This is a genomic window from Paenibacillus sp. GQ49, assembly GCF_059759055.1.
In genome coordinates, this window is sequence record NZ_JCAXEL010000017.1 from 14,909 (window position 1) to 31,959 (window position 17,051).

General features: G+C 46.8%; 17 protein-coding genes. 10 read left to right on the forward strand and 7 right to left on the reverse strand.

All coding sequences use genetic code 11. The annotated features are described in order from the left end of the window. The 3 genes from nirD to cobA are packed head-to-tail and all read left to right on the forward strand — an operon-like array spanning window position 1 to window position 2,004. On the forward strand, window positions 1-318 hold the full coding sequence (gene nirD / locus AC6CIF_RS23725; RefSeq protein ID WP_458462208.1) for a nitrite reductase small subunit NirD: 318 nt from the start codon (window positions 1-3) through the stop codon (window positions 316-318). A gap of 37 nt (window positions 319-355) precedes the next feature. Next, window positions 356-1,237, forward strand: a complete 882-nt coding sequence (locus AC6CIF_RS23730) for a formate/nitrite transporter family protein (protein ID WP_498201747.1) — start codon at window positions 356-358, stop codon at window positions 1,235-1,237. Then, complete coding sequence (gene cobA / locus AC6CIF_RS23735; protein WP_498201748.1) at window positions 1,234-2,004, forward strand: uroporphyrinogen-III C-methyltransferase; 771 nt, start codon at window positions 1,234-1,236, stop codon at window positions 2,002-2,004. Before AC6CIF_RS23730 ends, cobA begins: the two co-directional genes overlap by 4 nt. 233 nt (window positions 2,005-2,237) lie before the next feature. On the opposite strand, the gene AC6CIF_RS23740 is transcribed toward cobA, so the two are convergent. Continuing rightward, window positions 2,238-2,876 carry a TetR/AcrR family transcriptional regulator gene (locus AC6CIF_RS23740; RefSeq protein WP_498201749.1) on the reverse strand — a complete coding sequence of 213 codons (639 nt, stop codon included), beginning with the start codon at window positions 2,874-2,876 and terminating at the stop codon, window positions 2,238-2,240. Window positions 2,877-3,071: 195 nt separating this feature from the next. Between AC6CIF_RS23740 and AC6CIF_RS23745 the strand changes: the two genes are divergently transcribed. Continuing rightward, window positions 3,072-3,839: an SDR family NAD(P)-dependent oxidoreductase gene (locus AC6CIF_RS23745; RefSeq protein WP_498201750.1), complete on the forward strand. Its 768-nt coding sequence runs from the start codon at window positions 3,072-3,074 to the stop codon at window positions 3,837-3,839. A 459-nt stretch (window positions 3,840-4,298) separates the two neighbouring features. Here the strand turns inward: AC6CIF_RS23745 and AC6CIF_RS23750 are convergent, their stop codons facing one another. From AC6CIF_RS23750 to AC6CIF_RS23760, 3 genes are all read right to left on the reverse strand, one after another. Further along, a complete protein-coding gene (locus AC6CIF_RS23750) occupies window positions 4,299-4,553 on the reverse strand; it encodes a hypothetical protein (RefSeq protein ID WP_124116914.1) in 255 nt (84 codons plus the stop codon). A gap of 285 nt (window positions 4,554-4,838) precedes the next feature. Further along, a complete protein-coding gene (locus tag AC6CIF_RS23755; RefSeq protein WP_498201751.1) occupies window positions 4,839-6,188 on the reverse strand; it encodes a sensor histidine kinase in 1,350 nt (449 codons plus the stop codon). Beyond that, window positions 6,188-6,865 carry a response regulator transcription factor gene (locus AC6CIF_RS23760; RefSeq protein ID WP_047841085.1) on the reverse strand — a complete coding sequence of 226 codons (678 nt, stop codon included), beginning with the start codon at window positions 6,863-6,865 and terminating at the stop codon, window positions 6,188-6,190. The genes AC6CIF_RS23755 and AC6CIF_RS23760 overlap by 1 nt, the downstream gene beginning before the upstream one ends. Before the next feature lie 441 nt (window positions 6,866-7,306). On the opposite strand from AC6CIF_RS23760, the gene AC6CIF_RS23765 reads away from it, so the two are divergent. Genes AC6CIF_RS23765 through AC6CIF_RS23775 form a run of 3 tightly spaced genes read left to right on the forward strand, consistent with a single transcriptional unit; the run spans window position 7,307 to window position 11,123 of the window. Next, window positions 7,307-8,125: a polyphosphate polymerase domain-containing protein gene (locus AC6CIF_RS23765; protein WP_221819970.1), complete on the forward strand. Its 819-nt coding sequence runs from the start codon at window positions 7,307-7,309 to the stop codon at window positions 8,123-8,125. Then, window positions 8,118-8,798 (forward strand): DUF4956 domain-containing protein, encoded by a 681-nt coding sequence (locus tag AC6CIF_RS23770; RefSeq protein WP_100528189.1) that lies wholly within the window; start codon window positions 8,118-8,120, stop codon window positions 8,796-8,798. The genes AC6CIF_RS23765 and AC6CIF_RS23770 overlap by 8 nt, the downstream gene beginning before the upstream one ends. 27 nt (window positions 8,799-8,825) lie before the next feature. Beyond that, on the forward strand, window positions 8,826-11,123 hold the full coding sequence (locus AC6CIF_RS23775; RefSeq protein WP_498201752.1) for a carbohydrate-binding domain-containing protein: 2,298 nt from the start codon (window positions 8,826-8,828) through the stop codon (window positions 11,121-11,123). 229 nt (window positions 11,124-11,352) lie between these two features. Here AC6CIF_RS23775 and AC6CIF_RS23780 read toward each other — a convergent pair whose 3' ends face one another. Together AC6CIF_RS23780 and AC6CIF_RS23785 are read right to left on the reverse strand one after the other, a co-directional pair. Then, a complete protein-coding gene (locus AC6CIF_RS23780) occupies window positions 11,353-11,931 on the reverse strand; it encodes a class I SAM-dependent methyltransferase (RefSeq protein WP_498201753.1) in 579 nt (192 codons plus the stop codon). A gap of 26 nt (window positions 11,932-11,957) precedes the next feature. Further along, complete coding sequence (locus AC6CIF_RS23785) at window positions 11,958-12,629, reverse strand: FHA domain-containing protein (protein WP_036671661.1); 672 nt, start codon at window positions 12,627-12,629, stop codon at window positions 11,958-11,960. Window positions 12,630-12,863: 234 nt separating this feature from the next. Between AC6CIF_RS23785 and AC6CIF_RS23790 the strand changes: the two genes are divergently transcribed. The 3 genes from AC6CIF_RS23790 to AC6CIF_RS23800 all read left to right on the forward strand — a co-directional run bounded on the left by AC6CIF_RS23790 (window position 12,864) and on the right by AC6CIF_RS23800 (window position 14,166). Then, entirely contained in the window at window positions 12,864-13,019 is a 156-nt protein-coding gene (locus AC6CIF_RS23790) for a hypothetical protein (protein WP_282319905.1), read from the forward strand. A gap of 260 nt (window positions 13,020-13,279) precedes the next feature. Next, a complete protein-coding gene (locus AC6CIF_RS23795) occupies window positions 13,280-13,783 on the forward strand; it encodes an SMI1/KNR4 family protein (protein ID WP_076213909.1) in 504 nt (167 codons plus the stop codon). Window positions 13,784-13,839: 56 nt separating this feature from the next. Beyond that, window positions 13,840-14,166, forward strand: coding sequence for a hypothetical protein (locus AC6CIF_RS23800; RefSeq protein WP_498201754.1), 327 nt, complete (start codon window positions 13,840-13,842; stop codon window positions 14,164-14,166). Between the two features lie 134 nt (window positions 14,167-14,300). Here the strand turns inward: AC6CIF_RS23800 and AC6CIF_RS23805 are convergent, their stop codons facing one another. Continuing rightward, the gene (locus AC6CIF_RS23805) at window positions 14,301-16,889 is read right to left on the reverse strand and encodes a DUF2339 domain-containing protein (RefSeq protein WP_498201755.1); all 2,589 of its coding nucleotides are present in this window, start codon (window positions 16,887-16,889) and stop codon (window positions 14,301-14,303) included. Between the last annotated feature and the right edge of the window lie 162 nt (window positions 16,890-17,051).

Sequence of the window (17,051 nt, forward strand, 5' to 3'; positions counted from 1 at the left end):
ATGAACAAATTCCGGATTGGACACCTTGCAGATATTGATGAAAAGGGAGCACGGACCTTCCTGATACAGGATACCGAAATTGCAGTCTTCAAACTGAGCGACGGAAGTCTGCATGCCGTCGAGAATCGCTGCCCTCACAAGGGCGGCAAGCTGTCGGAAGGCATGGTGTGCGGGACAGCGGTTCATTGTCCTTTGCATGATTGGAAGATTGATCTGCGTAACGGTAAGGTACAAGAGCCAGATGAAGGCTGCTTGAATACCTACAAAACAGAAGTGGACGGCAACAGCGGAGAAATCTACATCACAATTGCGGGTTAAAGGCTAGAGATACCCTGACATCAAGGAGGCGTGCGCTATGGATTTTGTTAAACCTGCAGAAGTGCTGCAATCGATGGTCGAAGCTGGTGAGAGCAAAGCCAGAATGAATCGGGTACAGATGCTGATCCGCGGTTTTCTGGCGGGGGCTATCCTTGCCTTTGCAACCACACTGGCATATACCGCTGTATCTCAAACTTCCGTTGGTTTGGCAGGTGCACTGATATTCCCGGCGGGATTTGTCATCATTATTCTGCTGGGTCTCGAATTGGTGACAGGAAACTTTGCGATGCTTCCACTCGCAGTGTTGAAACGCAGAGTTACATGGATGGAGATGCTCCGAAATTATTTTTGGGTGATCACAGGGCATCTAATCGGATGTGCATTCTATGCTCTCTTATACGGCCTGACCATTACCAAGATGGGTACGGATATGAGCAACCCTCTAATTCAAACGCTGATCCAGACCAGTGAAACCAAAACATTGGGATATCAGCACTTGGGTGGGGCTGGCATTGTACTGGTCACCATCAAAGCCATTCTATGTAACTGGATGGTCACACTCGGGGCAGTGATGGCACTGACGTCCACTTCTACACTGGGTAAAATCGTAGCGATGTGGCTGCCCATTACCATATTTTTCGCTCAGGGATTTGAGCATGCTGTGGTAAATATGTTTGTCATCCCGGCAGGCATGATGCTCGGTGCACAGGTCAGTCTCGCTGACTGGTGGCTATGGAATCAGATCCCGGTGTTGTTGGGTAACCTCATTGGCGGAGCTGTATTTACAGGCCTCGGTCTATATGCTGCACACCACTGGGGAAATCCAGTAAAGCTATCGACCAAACTGGCAACCATTCAGGGTGGGCGTTCAGGATTGGCAAGTTCTGATGCTGCATCCAAATTGGGGACACGATCATGAGCCGGGGCCTGGTTAGTATTGTTGGCGCTGGTCCTGGAGATCCGGATCTGATTACGGTAAAAGCCCTGAAACGTATTCAGTCCGCAGATGTCATTATGTATGATCGGCTTGTGAATGATCAATTGCTCGCCGAAGCTCGTGAAGGAGCACTCCGCATCTACTGCGGCAAGGCTCCAGGCCTTCATTCCATGAGTCAGGAGATGATTGGACGGATGCTTGCTGCACATGCGGCGGAAGGCAAACAAGTCGTACGACTCAAGGGTGGCGATCCGTTTATCTTTGGTCGTGGTGGTGAAGAAGCGCTTGTGCTGGCGGAAGCAGGGATTGCATTTGAAATCATTCCTGGCATCACTTCAGCTGTAGGTACATCCGCTTCATCCCTTATTCCGTTAACCCATCGCGGGGTTGCTTCATCCTTCGCATGTGTCACGGGAACCGGCAGTGATGGAAGTGTATCTTCGGTCCGCTGGGACCTGCTCGCCCATAGTGTAGATACATTGGTCGTCTACATGGGTATTAGCCAACTGCCCCAGATCCAACATGAATTGCTTCACCATGGCAAAAGTGGAACCACCCCCGCAGCTTTAGTCGAACGGGGAACCACTTCGGAGGAACGCATTATTACCGGCACACTTGCCGAACTCCACTCCCTCGCCAAGTCGCATAAAGTGAATAATCCCGCATTAATTATGGTCGGAGAGTCTGTCCTGATCCGCGAACAGCTGCTTCAGATGCAACAGGCGGCGAACGCCTCCATGACCGGATAATCGAATTGGATTCCTTCATCTATATCAATTGAACTAAACATTTACACAAAACGGAGAGGACAGAAACGACCTGAAGAAGCGGAGCGTTCGCCTTTATCCCCGGATTTACCCTTTATAAAAGGAATCAAAAAAATCTGGGGATAACAGCGATCGGAAGGGTGTTCTGTCATCGGAGTGTGCAGTGTAAATATTCTTTAGTTCAATTGATATAGAACAAAACTCTCATTCGACCTTTAATCCAACAGCATACGCTCGTGAATAGTCCGGCCCTTCTGCCCTGGTTCAATCAGCAGACGGGTCGGTTTGATGTTAATCAGTGCCGTCAGCTGCTCTCCCATATAATGCGCAGAATACTTGAATCCAATCTCCGCCCAATGCATAATCACGCCCACGGTAGCAGATATCAGATAACTTAACATAATGTCGTAATTAATGGTCTGCTCGCTATCTTCGGTCACCAGTACAAAATCCTCGGTTAAGTACGTTCTAAACATATTGCACAGCCGGGAACCCATATCGGAATGCATCGTCATTAATGCTCGGAAAATATCCTGATGGGCTTCTATATATTCAAATACCGGCATCGTGGATGGCAGCAATGCAGTCATATCCACTTCTTTGAGCTGTGCGTATGGTGCCGCATAAGCCTGTCCTACTCCCTGCATGAAATCATCCAGAATGAACTGCAACAACTCCGGTTTGCCGGGAAAATGTAAATAGAAAGTTCCGCGGTTGTAATCCGCCCGCTCCGTAATATCCCGGATCGTGAGGGCATCCGCTCCCTTCTCCAATATCAAAGAAACCGCCGCAGCGATGATTGCATCCTGCGTTCTTCGTGCTCTCCGGTCCTGAGGATGTTCAATGATCAACATTCTCGCCTCCTTTGTTCATTATTGTAATATAAATGAACACCGCTTACACCTCTGTCCGATAGCTGACATATGCGATGTCAATGATTATTGTCACATTGCTATGTATATCTTAACATTGAGACAGGAAAGATAGACGACAGGTTGAAACTTTTTTTGAGAAATACCTGCCAATAATGAATAAGGAGCGGATAGTTCATGAGTACATCTTATACACATACAGCCGTTATTACAGGAGCAGCTGGAGGCATTGGTAAAGAATTGGCACGCCGCCTTACTGAGCGCAAAATCAACTTGGTTCTGGTCGACCTGAATGAAGAAGCCATTCAACAGACAATTACTGATCTGAACCTCGACAAAGAGCACGTCATCGCCGTAAAAGCGAACGTATCCCAGGAAGCAGACGTGAAAAACTATGTGCAAAAAGCATTGGATGCTTTTGGCCGAATCGATTATTTTGCCAACAATGCCGGAATTGAAGGTCCTACAGGGCTGATTGAAGACCTGAGTGTTGAAGCACTGGATACGGTATATAACGTCAACATTCGCGGGGTATTCCTTGGTCTGCAAAATGTCATTCCAGTGATGAAAAAACAAAAATCCGGTGCGATTCTCAATACCTCTTCCCTCGCGGGTCTGATGGGTGCACCTGCTGTGTCTCCATATATTATGTCCAAACATGCCGTAGTTGGTCTCACGCGTACTGCTGCAAATGAACTGGCACCTTATAATATCCGGGTTAACGCTGTATTGCCAGGTACAATCAACACACGTATGATGCGCCAGATCGAAGCAAATTCCGGTAACGTGGAAGATTATCAATCAGCAACCGTGTCCAGCATTCCAATGGGCCGTTACGGTGAACCGGAAGAAGTTGCTGCTGTGATGAACTTCCTGTTGTCCGAAGAAGCATCCTATGTAACAGCTTCCCTCTACACTGTAGATGGCGGCATGATGGGTCAATAAGAAGCTGCAAACGGTAGGATTGATAAAGATTGGGTCGATAGAACTTCAAGTCCATCCTTAGAAAAGTTATACCGACGGGTATTCCCGAAGGAACGCCTGGTCGCTACAATCTAAAAAAGGCCTCAACACCACAGTATTGTGGAGTTGAGGTCTTTTTGACAGTACAATACTTGCCATGCAGAAGGCTGCATATGAAAATTTCACTTTTGAAACAGCTAGTTAACGTCTCGTTGCACCATGTGATACTCGAACGAACCTAGGGCACCTTATATCGGCTAAAATCGCTTATTTCCCAAACTAAAGAATCTCAGAGACGCTAATTCTGCATAAATGCTGCAATTGCACCGAAAATTCCTAAAATCCAGAGAATAACGCGTCTGAGATTCGTTACATTCCCAATCGAGCGAGAAATACCCTTATAAGGCGTGTGAGATTCGTTAGATTTTGCCTACACTTAACTTAATCTACGTACCCTGCGTGACCCTTGTCCATCAAGTAGTCCATCTCAGCATCCAGGATGCTTTCCACGGTCAACTCATCCAGCTTCACATCTTTGCGACTAAGGATGTAGTCAGCCAGATCATCGCCGTCAATATCCACATCGTTACCTTTAGCATTTTCATGCGCCTTGTTGATGTACGCTTGCTCATGCTTCAGCACAAGAGCGATGTTCGCCTGGCTTGCCTTCGTTTTATCTGCAATATACTGCATCATTTCTTGTTCATTAATTGCGTTTGCTTCTGCCACGTTCAGTTCATCTCCTTGATTCATACATACTGTTGCCATTGTAGCATAGGTTAACCCATTACAGGCAGAACTTATGCCTAATTGCCGATTATAGAGCCAGACTTAAGGGGTAGTGTGGAGCAGGAGCATAGAGGGGATGTTTTTCATTTAGGTGGAAATCAGATTTCGGTGCATAGTAGCGAGTAGCAATCCCCTCACTACCTATCTACGCTCTAAACTTTCATCCTACTCTACGCCAGCCCATCTCCGCCCCTACGATAACCGCACGTAAAATGTAGCGCCCTCTCCGACTACACTTCGAGCATACACCTCTCCTTTGTGCTGATCCACAATAGAACGAGCAATCGCGAGACCCAGACCATGCCCACCATGTTTTCGTGCTCTTGACGAATCCGTACGATAGAATCGATCAAAGATCCGATCCAGATGTTCGGGTGCAATGCCTTCACCTGTATTGGACACGGCCAGCATGACATCATTATTCTGTTTCTGGAGCGTAACGTTTACGGACCCTTTGGGACCGGAATACTTCACCGCATTATCGAGCAGGATCAGAATGACCTGTTTGATCTGCTCACTGTTTCCATGAACCGTAAGATTCGGCTCAATGTTGTAATCGAGGGAGATGTTTTTCTCAAAAATAACGGCCTCCATCGGCAAAATAATACTTTCTACCGCATCACTCATATTAAACTTCGCATGAATCATCGTGGAGCGTGAGTCATCCATCTGGGTCAGATAGAGCAGATCATTCGTAAGTCCAGTCATGCGCTCGGTTTCCGACTTGATATAGTGAAGCCACTTCGCCTGGTTGGCTATGGTATCCTCCTGATTCGCAAGCAGTACATCGGCATTGGTATTGATGATCGCCAGAGGTGTCTTCAGCTCATGAGAAGCATCTCCGATGAATTGTTTTTGCTTCTCAAACGCTTCCCTCACTGGTGCAATGGAACGATTGGCAAAATAACGGCTCAGGAAGTAGATCACAATCAACATGACCAGTCCAACAATAGCAAATGTATAGATCAGATTCGTCAGAATGCCTTGTTGTGCCGTCACATCAATAAATACGATCATATGCCCGTCACCGCTCGGATCAACCACATAGGCCCAGTCCGTTCCATCCAGCGCAAATTGTCCAGTCTGCCGTCCCGAATCACCAACTTTATTCTGGTCAACCTTTTGCAACGCCTCGGTGTAGAACGTATCTTCCATATCAAATCGGGAATGTGTATCCGTAATCTTCCACTGATCATCCGTCTTGATCATGAACGAAACGGAACGTGCCGGAGGTGAGTTGGGATCCCCTCCCGGGCCTCCATTATCACCACCCATGGCATTAGAGGGAAACGAATCTGAACCGGAACTTGAACCTGAGCCTGTATTACCACCTGTACCGGAACCCTGCCCTTCCCCGCGCGGCATCTTGGATGAATTATAAGGACTATGATAGAAATCAGACACCTTGTACAACTCCATATTGGTCTCACGCTGCACATTCTGATAAGTAATTGTATAGATCGTCGCAAATGCCACCAGCATCATAATAGATATGGACACCAGATTCACGATCAGGAATCGATTTCGGAGTTTCTTGAACATCAGGACGTCACCTCAAGCACATACCCCACACCCCGAATCGTGTTAATGCGGACAGCCGAGTTCAGGAAGGTTAATTTTTTGCGTAAAAAAGAGATATATACCTCCACATTGTTATACTCCACTTCCGAATCAAATCCCCACAGCTTCTCAATAATCTGCTCTTTTGAAGTAATCGCCTGTTTGCGGGCAATCAACAGCTCCAGCAGTTCATTCTCCTTCAGATTCAGCTTGATCTCCTTACCCTGTACGCTCAGCTTCAATTGAGTTGTATTCAGCTCAATGTCGCCAAACTTCAGCCCATCCTCGGGAACCACTTCGCCCTTCCGCCGTAAGGCTGCTCGAATCCGGGCCAGCAATTCCTCTGTGGCAAACGGCTTGGCGATATAATCATCGGCACCATAATCGAGCCCTGTGACTTTATCTGATAATTCACCCTTGGCAGTGAGCAGAATGACAGGCGTATGAATGCCTTCACTGCGAAGTTTCTTCAGGACGGTGATCCCGTCCATCTCCGGCATCATGATGTCGAGTAGTAACAGGTCGTATATACCGCTCTGCGCATAATCCAATCCTGATCTGCCGTCGTGGACCATGTCCACGGAGTAGTTGTTTTTTTTCAAAATCTGCGATACAGCCTCTGCCAAATGAACCTCATCTTCCGCAATTAATATTCTCATCATCTATTCATTCCTCTGCTTGAATTATTCGTCTTCATGAACCCTTTATGGTATCACCTATTCTATCAATTAAACCTTGAATCAATCTTAATATTTTTTTGTGCAGCAACTATATAAATTGAACAAAAGAATATTTACACTTGCCACTACGATGACAGAATAACCTTCCAATCGCTGTTATCCCCAGATTTTTTGATTCCCTTTTGAGAGGTGAAAATCCAGGGATAAAGGCGAACGCTCCGCTTTTTCAGGTTATTTCTGTCCTCTCCGTTCTCGTGTAAATGTTTAGTTCAATTTTTATATTATAGGAAGGTAAAAAAATGTTAACGCAATGTAAAACCATTTAAGATTCATTCAAGGTTGGGGCTCTAAGATACAGACATGGAAGCAATACACGATGCAACAAAACATACAACGCACAGACGAAAGGAATGAGTCCCAATGGCTATTGAAGTATTCAACCGATATGAGAGCAAGTATCTTCTGACGGATGAGCAGTACGCACATTTCTACAATGACCTGCTGAAATACATGGAGCTGGATGCCTACAACAAGAAACATGAGTATTACTCCATCAGCAACTTGTACTTCGACACTCCACAAGATTCGCTGATCCGCGCCAGTCTCTCCAAACCAAAATACAAGGAGAAGCTGAGACTGCGGGCTTATGGAATACCTGAAGAGAATGCCAAAGTGTATCTGGAGATCAAAAAGAAAGTCTTTGGCCTGGTGAACAAACGCAGAACAGCCTTGAAGCTGGATGAAGCTTACGAATTCGTCCGTTCGGGACAGGCGCCGGAGCTGGCCGATTACATGAATAAACAGGTTGTCGAAGAGATCAAATATTTCCTTCGGGTATACGATCTGGAACCGAAAGTATATCTGGCGTATGAGCGCAAAGCGCTCTTCGACAAGAACAGCCGGGATCTCCGCATTACCTTTGACACCAACATCCGCAGCCGCAGATACGATCTGAAGCTGGAACAGGGAGATTACGGTGAGCCGCTGGTGAAGGACGGTCGATGGCTGATGGAAGTAAAAGCCGAGAAAACCGTTCCGCTGTGGCTGTCGCAACTACTCTGTGAGCATGGTCTATACCGCACCGGATTCTCCAAATACGGTAACGAGTACAGGCATCTGGTGAGAACAACGAACCTGAATTACCAGACAGAGCGCATTCTTGTGCCAGGTACCGATTTCAACCCATCCATAGAACAAGATAAAACGATTATAGAAAGAGAGCGTGTCCTATATGCTTGATTCACTATTCAGTTCAGCCCTAACCGATACCAACCTGACGTTTAACAACGCAGTCATCACCATTGGTCTTGCCATCATTCTGGGGTTGATCATCAGCCTCACCTACATGAAGACTAACCAAAGCACATACTCCCAGAGCTTCACTTTAACGATGGTTGTCCTGCCCGTCATTGTCGCCATCATCATCCTGCTTATCGGCAGCAACATCGCTCGAGCATTCAGCTTGGCAGGTGCCTTCTCGATCATTCGTTTCCGCAGTGCACCTGGTGATCCAAAAGACATTGCTTACGTATTGTTCACGATGGCTTCCGGTCTTGCCTGCGGTGTAGGCGCTTTTGGATACGCGGTTCTGTTCACCATTATCCTGTGTGTACTGATGTTTGTCCTGAGTCGCTTTAACTTTGGCGGCAAGAAAAGTCAGCTGAAAACGCTGAAAGTCACCATTCCCGAGAACTTGAGCTATGAAGAAGCCCTTAATGAAGTGTTCCATACATTCAATGTACCATTTGATCTGAAAAAAATCAGAACGACCGAACTCGGCAGTCTGTATGAGCTGGTCTACAGTGTAACCATTCACGAAAGTGTTAGCCAAAAGGAATTCCTTGATGCGATCCGCACACGGAACGGCAACCTGGATATCTCATTAACCATGAGTCCAACAACGGAATATTAATTTGTAATTCGAAGGGAACGATCTAATATGAAGAAAAACATGATAACAGGTAGCAAACTTTGGTCCATCGCCATGATTACCAGCCTACTCGCAGCATGCAGTTCACCAGCAACCACAAGCTCAACTGCCAATGCCGCAACGTCAACGACAGGAACAACCAAAACGGTATCTGTCAGCGAACAAACTTCTGTGAAATATGCAGATCTGGTCTCTCTGGATGCTGACGATACCAACATTAGCTGGAGTGAGGCAGATTCCACAGCGATTAAGTTGAACGGTACAACTGCAACGGTAACCGGTTCGGGCGCCAAAGCAGCGAATGGCTCAGTAACCATCTCGGAAGCAGGCACTTATGTACTTAGCGGTGAGCTAACGGATGGCCAGATTGTGGTCAATGTTGCCGATAAGGGTACTGTGCATCTCGTATTAAACGGAGCAACCATCCATGATAACGACAGCGCCGCGATCTACATTCAGAAGGCTGGTAAAGCGGTGATTACACTCGAAAAAGGAACCAAGAATACCGTTTCCGATGGTAAAACATATGTGTACGCCGACGCTACGACAGATGAGCCGGATGCTGCGATCTTCAGTAAAGCGGATCTTACGTTCAACGGTGCAGGCCAATTGACCGTCACAGGTAACTATAATGAAGGTATTACAAGCAAGGATGATCTGAAAATCATTAGCGGGACCATCAGTGTCAAAGCAGCCGATGACGGCATCAAAGGTAAGGATATGGTTGCCATCCAAGCAGGTACGATTACTATTCAGGCCGAAGGCGACGGTATTAAATCAACCAATGACACAGATACCACCAAAGGTTACGTTGCTATCGCTGGAGGTACTTTCGATATCCAAAGTGGCAACGACGGTATTCAAGCCGAAACCGCACTTGTTGCGGATGGCGGCACATACAACATTGTAACGGGCGGCGGTAGCGCCAATGCACCAGCCAAAGTAGAAGAAGGTCCATTTGGCGGCGGCGGATGGGGTGGCGGCACACCTCCAACCGATATGGGCACACCACCGGATGGCGAACCTCCTGCAGATATGCCGGAGATGCCTACTAACAGCGGTACGAATGCAGGTGCTAATACAAACGGCGCAGCAGCATCCAACTCTGCCAACACAACAACAACGGATAACAATGCCGATGCAGACACAGCAACAACAGCAACCGAGTCCACAAGTGCCAAAGCACTCAAAGCAGGTACAGACCTTACGGTTAATGGTGGTACGTATACCATTGATTCCATGGATGATTCCCTGCACAGCAATAATAACGTGACAGTCAATGACGGAATATTCAACATTGAATCTGGTGATGACGGCATTCATGCAGATCAGGCCCTTACGATTAACGGCGGAACCATCACGATTGCGAAGAGTTATGAAGGACTTGAAGGTGCAATCATCACCCTGAACGATGGGGATGTAGATGTAACGGCATCCGATGATGGCGTAAATGCTGCAGGTGGCGAGACGGAAACAGCTGCGAATACAGCGGCAAGTACAGATAGCGCGACTACAGCAACCGATGCCGCTGCTACATCCAACATCTCTGTAACTGAAACGACAGGTACAACATCAACTACCGATCAGGCATCCCAGGGTACAGCTACTACTCAGCAAGGACGTGGACCGGGCGGTATGGGCGGTGCAGCAGCGAGTAATAACGAGTTCCACATTAACGGCGGCTCCCTCACTGTGAACGCAGGTGGTGACGGACTGGATTCCAATGGTTCCATTAACATGACTGGCGGAACGGTTATTGTGAACGGACCGACGGATAGCGGCAACGGAGCATTGGATTATGATGGCACATTTGAAATCAGCGGTGGATACCTCGTGGCTGCTGGCAGCTCTGGTATGGCACAAGGAACATCCGATGCATCTACGCAAAACACCATTGTGATGACATTCCCTGCCGCGCAAAAAGCTGGAACACTTGTACATGTACAAGATAGTGAAGGCAACAACATTCTGACGTTTGCACCAGCAAAAGATTATCAAACCGTGGTTGTCAGCTCACCGGATCTTGCAAAAGATGGTTCCTATGTGATCTACTCCAGTGGTACATCAACAGGTAAAGCGGTAGATGGACTCTACACAGACGGTACGTATAGCGGTGGAACTCAAGTGGTTGCCTTCCAATCGACAAGCAATGTAACTTGGGTCAATGAATCTGGTGTAACTACAGCCAATTCAGGTATGGGTGGTCCAGGAGGAGGCCGTGGTCAAGGCAGCTTCGGAGGCGGTAGAAATCGGACGCAATCCGGTACAACCTCCGACAGCACAGGCACTACCGATTCTGCAAAATAATACGTGCGGTAAGCAATAATCAAGCAATCTCTTGCCCTAGCTCAAAGGCGAGACAAAAAGGCCCCGAATCACTTCATAGTGAGTTCGGGGCCTTTTTCGCATCCGCGTTCTTACGTGGTATCTGAATCACTATGATATGGAGCACACTCTTTCATCCATTAACGTTATGGCAGAAGGTTTACAGCACTCCAGCTGAGCAAACCTGATGATCACTTTCCTGTTCTTTTCTTTAAAAGGAATACACATACACCTTGGTGCGCAAGGCATCCCGGCAAGTAATGGTACGCAGCGGTTCTTTTCCTGGCAGGGCAAAACAGATGCTAATCACCTTGGCACCCGGTGGAAGCTCTCGATTGAACTTGTCCAGAAGCCGGGTCATGGCTCCCGGGAACAGATAACAAATCACACAATCTGCATGTTCATAGGAACTGGTGTAGATGTCTCCGCGCATGAAGCGCAACCTGCCCTTGAGAGAGTGCTTGTTTCCCTTGGCTCGACGTAAGCGAACACTGAGATAGGCAATTATTTGGGAAGACCATAAGGGGATGATCGAATTCTCAATCCCGGTCAGTCTTTTACCAGGGCAGTGTCTTACAACATCCAATCCCAATGCGCCCCATCCAGAGCCCGCTTCGAGCACATCCCCGTACCCTGGAATCCGGTTTACCTCCTGAATGACCACCTGTCTGACACGACTGGATGTGGGCATCGGGGAAATCCCGTTTTTCCAACTCACGAGTACGATGGATATGACACCGATCAATGTCACCACGGCAATCAGCCATGGAATCAGGTAAATGATGAACATGAACTCATCCCTTTGTTATCACTCATTCATTCCGGCACATGAGACTTCATATATACACCTTTTTTATAAACGGACTTGATGGTAAAGTGTACACCCAGCTTACGATTCGTCCGATAGATTAGCGAGTTAATCTCGTCGATCCCTACCGCTTCGCTCTCCAGCATACTACGCTCCGGCCACACCTGTGCCACAATCTGTTCCCTTGTCACAAAGTGGTCCAGTTGACTATACAGCAGCTTGAACAGCTGATACTCCTTCTTGGACAGCGGAATCTCCACTTCGCCGATCTGTACGGTTTGCAGGTGATCCAGTAAACGTACGCCCTCACCCAGCAGATCCGACACACGATATTCCCTCGTCTCTCCAAGATCGCCTTCCGTGCGAAGCTGGATCAAGCCGTTCACCAACGTCAGGCTGTCTCCTTCGCCAAACGGATATTTCTCATAGGGAACGAGGCGCTGCCCGTTCAGTTCGGTTCCATTTTTGCTATCCAGATCCTCGATCCATAGCTGTTGCTGTACATCATAATGAATGCGGCAATGCCGCTTCGATATCATCTGATTATAAACAGACAAGTCCAATTCACTTCCGCCTGTATAACGTCCCACCGTAATGGAGCGCCCCTGGCTTACATAAGCGAATGAGCCGTCACTTTCCTGTCCTGGCGTACGAATGACGATTTTTGCCGTCTCCCGCATGTTATTCTCCCACCTTCAATGATCACTCACTCGATCTCTATAAACATTTCATAACAATAATGATAAATTCATCAGATTTGTTCCATTGTTTGCACCGCTATAGTTCAATATAGTGGTATACAGGAACGATTTATGTTCGGTTCTACTCACTCTACTATACCAGACGTTGTGCTTTTTTTCTCATGACGGCCGGATGTCTACTTTTAGCTCATTCAACAAGAGAGGTACCTTCCAATGAATAAAAAAAACATTTTCATATACGTGTTGCTCGCCTTTGCCCTGTCCATGACATTAACCGTGCTCTCCCGTATGAATGATGATCGCGGAGAATCACTGAAAGGCACATCGGCTGCCGAAACCTCATGGTTACAAATGAAGATCCAACCCTAAGTCTACTCTATTATAACGTGATCTCTGCGCAAAACGTTTCACGAATGTCATATTAGGCTGAGCCATAGACTCACATCAATAAGGCCCCAGATTGCTGTTTACAGCAGCCCGGAGCCTCATTTTGGATTGAAAAATAAAGCCGAAAGTATAGATGATTGCATGATTTCAATCATAAACTGCCCGTACGTAAAACGGGTAATATGATAAACTGATTTTACAGAAATCTGTAAAGTCAGTTTTTTTGAGGAGGAGCTATATAGATGTTAATTAAAGCATTTAAGGAATGGTCGGACCAAAATGAAGGTCAGATTGAAATACTTGCTCCTACTGGGAAAACGACTGTTATGAATAAATTCAAACCAAGTGCATCCGAAGATAAAATTAAAGAGCTTTCCGAGTATTTTTCTACTCCATTACCTCCAGATTACATAAGCTTTTTACGATTATGTAATGGAGCCTCCTTGTTCGAAGACCCCGAATATGGCGGGGAGAGCTTCTTATACTCAGCCCAAGATGTTATACATTACAATGAAGCATCAGATAATAAGATTGTGGTCGCCAATATTCTTGATGATCGAATCCTAATAGATTTAGAGCTTTGGAGTTCAGGTAATGAGCAATATCTGTTGCTTTGTGAGAGTTTATATTCTGTTGAACATACGGGATCTTTTTACAGTAACTTTGAGACATGGTTAGAACGTTTTATAATCTCTCAAGGATCGAAGTTCTGGTATTGGAAAACAAAGCGTAGTTTTGAAGAATAAAAGATATGATCAGCAGTCTGACCCGTAATTATAGCTTAATTTGCGGAGGTGTGAGTATGCTCGATGAAAGAGAGCTTCAAATTAAAGAGAGAATACAAGAAAGATACGATATTACGGAGCAAATATATTCAGCTTGGTTTACTGAAAATTCTGCAGTGCTTTTACCGAGTAATAGATTCTATCAAAAGGAAAACATAGAAAAGTACAGGGCAATTTCATATCTGCTAGACAGAGGATATATTGTTGCACAACCCGCAGAGAATGATCCGGAGACAGTTGCAGTAACTATAACCCCTGACGGGATAGACTTCTATGAGCAAGGATATCTTAATGGAAAAGCAAACGGCTTTCAAGTCGTCGAAGAGATTAAGAACAAGGAATAAAGAATTGTGAAGGAACTCTGGATATGAAACACATCCGGAGTCCTTCCATGTTAGTTCAAACAAGAACATACACCAGCAAGAACGTCCGTTCAAACCGCCCACACACATCATGGACTGGAATTAGAATCATTACATCAATCTACTTCTTCCTCCGGCACAGTCGGCTCGTCGTCAGGCTTCGCTGTCACTCTGGACTGTACTTCCTCCATCCGGCTGGACACCTTCTGATACAGGTAAGAGATCCCAAGCAATAGAACGCCGAAGCTGAAATAGGCAAAGATTTTGCTGCCTGAGGTAAGCATCCCCACATCATAGAACACCATCTTCCCCGTAGCGAACAACGTTAGGCCAAGGCCGAGACGCCGAATCATGACATATTTTCTACGGAATCCATAGGCAATATAGAGAATCGCGAGCAGCAGATAGATCAGGCTGAACATCAGCCCCACATCACCCCACTGGAACTGAATCGTCAGGAATACGGTGATGACACCGAGCAGATACACCCCTGCGATAACCGGGTACCATTCAATGCTCTTGAACTGCCCGCGGATGCCTGCAATTAGCAGATCCCTTCCTGCAAAGAATACCCCTACGTTAAAGATAATTAGCACCAGCAATCCAACAATCTCCGCCGCCGTATGCTGCTGAACCTCCGGCTGAAGCGCTGGCATGGTTAAGGTTACGGCCAGTGCAATACAGCAGCCAATGGCATGCAAGAAGGTGGTATACACTTGCACGTATCGATCACGCAGCAGCTTCACCTTGTTCAGTCCATAGGCCAATGCAATGGTGAGCGCTGCGAACATGAGCAACTTGTAGAACATGTATAACAGGAACGTCCCATCGACAGCTCTGGTATACAATTCATTCGACTCATACAGCACGTATAACCACAGATTCGCAAGGGCTACATACTTGAATCCGTTCAGGAAACCCAGCTCCAGCGCGCTGTAATTGAATCTCTCTCTGGAAGATGAGCTGCTGTGAACTGCCCAGGCATAATACAGTGTAATAAGCAAGGTTCCCAGCGTGATGCTGGTGTATTTTAACATAAAGTAAGAACGTTCCCCGATGAAGAGTAGCGTCAGCAGATCATAGTACACAAAAGTGGTTAAACATAGAAGAACAATGCCCCATCCGGCACGTTCCACCGACTTGAGTCGTTTCAGATGTCCAAGCGTAACCAACAGAACCCCTTCGATTAACCAGCCCATCGATAACCACTTGGCCCCGAACTGGAACGGAATAATCAGAATGGCGAACGTCAGGGAAGTGACATAGAAGAGTAATATCGTCTGTTTCTCCTGAGCCATATGGCGCTGGACGAATCGTGCGAGGCCCAGATACACCACGCAGAAGATTAACGCCAGCAAGCCCTGAGCATCATTCCAACCCGCCACATCAAATAACACGTATAACATCAGACAGCTGATACTCGTATTCATGGCGAGCAGAGCGAAATCCCACCAGGTTAACTTCATCCGGTGTTTGAACGGATACGCCAGTGTAATGCCCAGATATAATGCAAACGTCACAATGGAATACAACATGCCAATCTTCTCACTTGGCGACAGCCATAATAAGATGAGCATGGATGGTGTGTTAAACAGAAAACTGATATAGTGCACCACCGGCCACCGTTTGCCAAACGAAATGAACACAATAATGCCGTTTAAGAGCAGCAGGTAGATCATGGCTACATAAACAGCAGGGCCCTCAAGCCCGAACGAGAACATATAGGAGAATAACGGAAGATATCCGCCCACCAAACCTAGTGAACAGATGGTCTTCGACTGGTATCTCAAGGACAACAATACGGAGATTGCCGATACCAATACAGACAGGGCAAGTCCCGTATATAACCCGATAATATGCAGTAAAAAGTAACTATAGAAGACGGAGCCGAATAACACGGAGATCCCACCGCCGAGCAGCCCCATTGCAAACGTCTGCTTTTTGCGACGGAACAGCAACTCTCCTCCAGCGAGCATCAGAGCACCGAGCAGGAAAAAGGCTCCGCTCTTCATCTCGTCATTAAACCAGGTCGAGTACGAATATTGGAACGCTGCTCCAACGCCCAGAATGAGGAGCAGGATGGCTACTTTGTTGATCCAGCTGAGTCCAATCTTCATCTCCATGCGATTCTGCTTGATCCGGCGTTGAATAGTCTCTTCGCTCAACCCTTCCTCCGCCATATGCTCATATCCACGTTCCATGTGCCCACGCAGAGCCTCTTCTCTCTCCCGTACGGCCCGCTTGTGCGATTCAATGCGCTCATTCACCTCTGCGGCAAGGTAAGCAATCCTCTCCTTCACCTCATCGGAATCCTCTTGCAGCTCCTGTGCTGCCTGGTTGTACAGCGCGTTCAGATTGGATTTGGTTCGATGTTCATGGAATGCAATTCGATCATTATGTACTGCTGTTTTCCCTTGAAAATAGGTCTCCATCTTCTCTCGCGATACCCGGATCAGATTCAGTTTCTCATCCAGCATCTGTTCGGATAACGCCATACGAAGACGTGCATTCTCTTCTTCCATCTTGCGTGAGCGAAGTTCGAGCTGTTGCAGCTTGAGTTTGTGAGCTTCATACTGTTCCTGTAACTGTTCATTCTTAACAATCAGGTCATCGGACTGGTACTCCTGGAGCAAGGCGTGATACTCCTTCGCCAGTTGTTTCTGCTGCTCCTGAACCTGCCCAAGCCGTTCCTTAAACTCCTTCATGAGCTTCCTCCGTTGGTTGATGTTTAATCTTTTCCCTATATTTTACTATATGTATGCCATAAAAAGAGGTTTAAACATTAGATATATCTGTGCAATATTTCATCCGTAGGATCTCAACGCAAAAAAGCCGGGAAGCAACTGCTTCGCCGGACTTATATTCAT

Bases quoted from the DNA above. Each gene is read 5' to 3' on its own strand.
- nirD (WP_458462208.1), top strand. From the start codon at position 1: ATGAACAAATTCCGGATTGGACACCTTGCAGATATTGATGAAAAGGGA.
- AC6CIF_RS23730 (WP_498201747.1), top strand. From the start codon at position 356: ATGGATTTTGTTAAACCTGCAGAAGTGCTGCAATCGATGGTCGAAGCT.
- cobA (WP_498201748.1), top strand. From the start codon at position 1,234: ATGAGCCGGGGCCTGGTTAGTATTGTTGGCGCTGGTCCTGGAGATCCG.
- AC6CIF_RS23740 (WP_498201749.1), bottom strand. From the start codon at position 2,876: ATGTTGATCATTGAACATCCTCAGGACCGGAGAGCACGAAGAACGCAG.
- AC6CIF_RS23745 (WP_498201750.1), top strand. From the start codon at position 3,072: ATGAGTACATCTTATACACATACAGCCGTTATTACAGGAGCAGCTGGA.
- AC6CIF_RS23750 (WP_124116914.1), bottom strand. From the start codon at position 4,553: ATGATGCAGTATATTGCAGATAAAACGAAGGCAAGCCAGGCGAACATC.
- AC6CIF_RS23755 (WP_498201751.1), bottom strand. From the start codon at position 6,188: ATGTTCAAGAAACTCCGAAATCGATTCCTGATCGTGAATCTGGTGTCC.
- AC6CIF_RS23760 (WP_047841085.1), bottom strand. From the start codon at position 6,865: ATGAGAATATTAATTGCGGAAGATGAGGTTCATTTGGCAGAGGCTGTA.
- AC6CIF_RS23765 (WP_221819970.1), top strand. From the start codon at position 7,307: ATGGCTATTGAAGTATTCAACCGATATGAGAGCAAGTATCTTCTGACG.
- AC6CIF_RS23770 (WP_100528189.1), top strand. From the start codon at position 8,118: ATGCTTGATTCACTATTCAGTTCAGCCCTAACCGATACCAACCTGACG.
- AC6CIF_RS23775 (WP_498201752.1), top strand. From the start codon at position 8,826: ATGAAGAAAAACATGATAACAGGTAGCAAACTTTGGTCCATCGCCATG.
- AC6CIF_RS23780 (WP_498201753.1), bottom strand. From the start codon at position 11,931: ATGTTCATCATTTACCTGATTCCATGGCTGATTGCCGTGGTGACATTG.
- AC6CIF_RS23785 (WP_036671661.1), bottom strand. From the start codon at position 12,629: ATGCGGGAGACGGCAAAAATCGTCATTCGTACGCCAGGACAGGAAAGT.
- AC6CIF_RS23790 (WP_282319905.1), top strand. From the start codon at position 12,864: ATGAATAAAAAAAACATTTTCATATACGTGTTGCTCGCCTTTGCCCTG.
- AC6CIF_RS23795 (WP_076213909.1), top strand. From the start codon at position 13,280: ATGTTAATTAAAGCATTTAAGGAATGGTCGGACCAAAATGAAGGTCAG.
- AC6CIF_RS23800 (WP_498201754.1), top strand. From the start codon at position 13,840: ATGCTCGATGAAAGAGAGCTTCAAATTAAAGAGAGAATACAAGAAAGA.
- AC6CIF_RS23805 (WP_498201755.1), bottom strand. From the start codon at position 16,889: ATGAAGGAGTTTAAGGAACGGCTTGGGCAGGTTCAGGAGCAGCAGAAA.